This is a genomic window from Pandoraea eparura (assembly GCF_902459725.1).
Taxonomy (GTDB): Bacteria; Pseudomonadota; Gammaproteobacteria; order Burkholderiales; family Burkholderiaceae; genus Pandoraea; species Pandoraea eparura.
In genome coordinates this window covers 1-2,401 of sequence record NZ_CABPSH010000029.1, presented here as the reverse complement: position 1 = coordinate 2,401, position 2,401 = coordinate 1, and the positions used below count along the sequence as shown (strand labels likewise).

General features: G+C 63.3%; 3 protein-coding genes. All 3 read right to left on the bottom strand.

Annotated features, from left to right (window positions below; genetic code table 11):
- Positions 1-37 precede the first annotated feature (37 nt).
- Complete coding sequence (gene tnpC, locus PEP31012_RS23460) at positions 38-1,573, bottom strand: IS66 family transposase (protein ID WP_150591610.1); 1,536 nt, start codon at positions 1,571-1,573, stop codon at positions 38-40.
- A 63-nt stretch (positions 1,574-1,636) separates the two neighbouring features.
- A complete protein-coding gene (gene tnpB / locus PEP31012_RS23455; RefSeq protein ID WP_150591609.1) occupies positions 1,637-1,972 on the bottom strand; it encodes an IS66 family insertion sequence element accessory protein TnpB in 336 nt (111 codons plus the stop codon).
- Positions 1,969-2,322 carry an IS66-like element accessory protein TnpA gene (gene tnpA, locus PEP31012_RS23450; RefSeq protein ID WP_174978375.1) on the bottom strand — a complete coding sequence of 118 codons (354 nt, stop codon included), beginning with the start codon at positions 2,320-2,322 and terminating at the stop codon, positions 1,969-1,971. The genes tnpB and tnpA overlap by 4 nt, the downstream gene beginning before the upstream one ends.
- Between the last annotated feature and the right edge of the window lie 79 nt (positions 2,323-2,401).

Below are 2,401 nucleotides of genomic sequence, written 5' to 3'. Positions count from 1 at the left end.
GTAAGCGACCGGCAAACCCGTCTTGACGGGTCAGGTTTCAGGGCGCGGCCGGCGTCCAACGGTGCGGCAGCAGATCACTGATGGCGCTGGCGCGCTGTGTCGGCAACCTCTCCAGCACGTCCTTCAGGTACGCATGCGGATCCAGGCCGTTTAGCTGTGCAGAACGCACCAGGCTCATGACGGCGGCCGCGCGTTGGCCCGCTCGCAGCGATCCCGCGAACAGCCAGTTCGAGCGCCCAATCGCCCAGGGGCGGATCTGGTTTTCCACCCAGTTGTTATCGATCGGCGCATTGCCATCGTCGAGGTAGCGCGTGAGCGCCTCCCAGCGTTTGAGGCTGTAATCCAGTGCTTTGGCGATGGCCGATCCGTCTGGCACTTTTTGCCGTTGGCTGATCATCCAGGCATGCAATGCATCGGCCACGGCACGTGCCTTCTCCTGGCGCACGCACCGCCGCTCGTCTGGGCTGAGTGTCGCCACCTCGCGCTCAACGTCGTAGAGCATGCCGATGTACGCCAGCGTCTGACCCGCCACCTCGCTTTTATGATTGGCGTGCAGTTCGTAGAATTTGCGCCGGGCATGCGCCATGCAGCCGAGTTCGATCACGCCCGCGCCGAAGCTCGCCTTATAGCCCGCGTAATCGTCGCACACGAGCTTGCCTTGCCAGTCTTTCAGGAAGGCACGCGCATGCTCACCGGCCCGGCTTGGCGCGAAGTCGTAGACCACACCGCGCACGGATTCGTAACTTGTCGGGCAGTACGCCCACAGATAGGCACGACGCGTTTTCTTCTTGCCCGGATCGAGCATCTGCACCGGGGTCTCGTCGGCGTGCAGCACGCCGTGCGTGAGCAACGCTTGGCGCAACGCGTCGACCAAGGGCTGCAGACGTACGCCGCACACGCCAACCCATTGCCCCAAGGTCGAACGCGGCAAGGCCAGGCCTGCGCGTGCAAAGATTTTCTCTTGTCGGTACAGCGGCAAGTGATCGGCATACTTCGCCACCAGCACCTGCGCGAGCAGCCCGGCCGTCGGGATACCCTTGTCGATCACGTGCGCTGGCACCGGCGCCTGGATCAGCGTCTCGCACGTGGCACACACCCACTTGCCACGCACGTGACGCTCCACCGTAAAGACGCCCGGGACATAGTCCAATTTCTCTGCCACGTCCTCGCCGATGCGCTTCATCTCGCAACCACAGCCGCAGGTGCTCGACTCGGGTTCGTGGTGGATGACGGTGCGCGGCAGGTTTGCCGGCAGCGGCGCGCGTCTGGGCTTTTGCGGCGCCTCGACAGGCGTTGCAGGCTGGGTGCTTAGCTGCGCGAGCTCTTCTTCGATGGCCGCGATATCGGCATCGATGCTCTCTTCGAGCAGGCTCGCTTGCGTGCTGTCGAGCTGCTCGCTGCGTTTGCCGAACTGGTACCGCTTGATCATCGCCATCTCATGCGTGAGTTGGTCGATACGCGTCTGGCGGTAGTGGAGTTCGCGATCCTTCTCGCCGACCTTGGCGATCAGCTCAGCCGCGAGCGTGCGAAGCTGCTCCGGGCTGAGGTGGTCGAGGTTTGCGGGTAAGTTCATGGGGCTCAGTTTGCCAGAGCCTGGCACCGCTGCCCATTGGATCAACACCGGATTGCACCGGCATCAGAGGATTGTGATCACCCCGTGCTCGCCCAAGCGCTGCCAGGGTAGCCCGAGCACCAGCGCCTGCAACTGCTCCGGCGTGAGGGCAAGCTCCGTGGCCAGCCCCTCGCCGGGCCAGATGAAGCGGCCCTTGTTCAGGCGCCGCGCCGCCAGCCATACGCCGATGCCGTCATGCACCAACACCTTCATGCGATTGCCGCGACGGTTGGCGAACAGGTAGGCGTGATGCGGGCGGGCCGCACCAAACATCTTCACCACGCGAGCCATCGCCGTGTCGCTGCCGGCGCGCATATCCAGCGGCTCGACCGCTAGCCAGATTTGGTCGACACGGATCATCGCAGCCAGTCTCGTAACCAGGTGGCGCAACCGACTGCGTCTTTCAGGGGCCATCGCACGATGATGCTCGTATCGCCCCGGGCGACATCGATCTGGATATCTTGGCGTAACTCGGGCATTGACGGCGCACGCGAAGGTGCGGCAATCGGAATGAACGACGGCGTCGCCATCGCCAGTTGCCCTGCCTCGGCCAACCGAAGCCATTTGTGCACGATATTGGCGTTCATGCCGTACTTGAGCGCCACGCTCGACACCGATCTGTCCCCAGCCTTGCACTCGGCCACAACCTCGCTCTTGAACTGCTTCGAGTAGGAGCGCCGTACACGCTTAACCGCTAATTCTGTGCCCATCATCGCGTCCGCTTAAATTTAAGCGGACACTATCTGTCGGCACAACGAGACCCGCAAGATGGGTTCGCCAGCCGCTTAC

What these genes read in the sequence shown, in the direction of transcription:
- tnpC (WP_150591610.1), bottom strand. Translation starts at nt 1,573, where the DNA reads ATGAACTTACCCGCAAACCTCGACCACCTCAGCCCGGAGCAGCTTCGC.
- tnpB (WP_150591609.1), bottom strand. Translation starts at nt 1,972, where the DNA reads ATGATCCGTGTCGACCAAATCTGGCTAGCGGTCGAGCCGCTGGATATG.
- tnpA (WP_174978375.1), bottom strand. Translation starts at nt 2,322, where the DNA reads ATGGGCACAGAATTAGCGGTTAAGCGTGTACGGCGCTCCTACTCGAAG.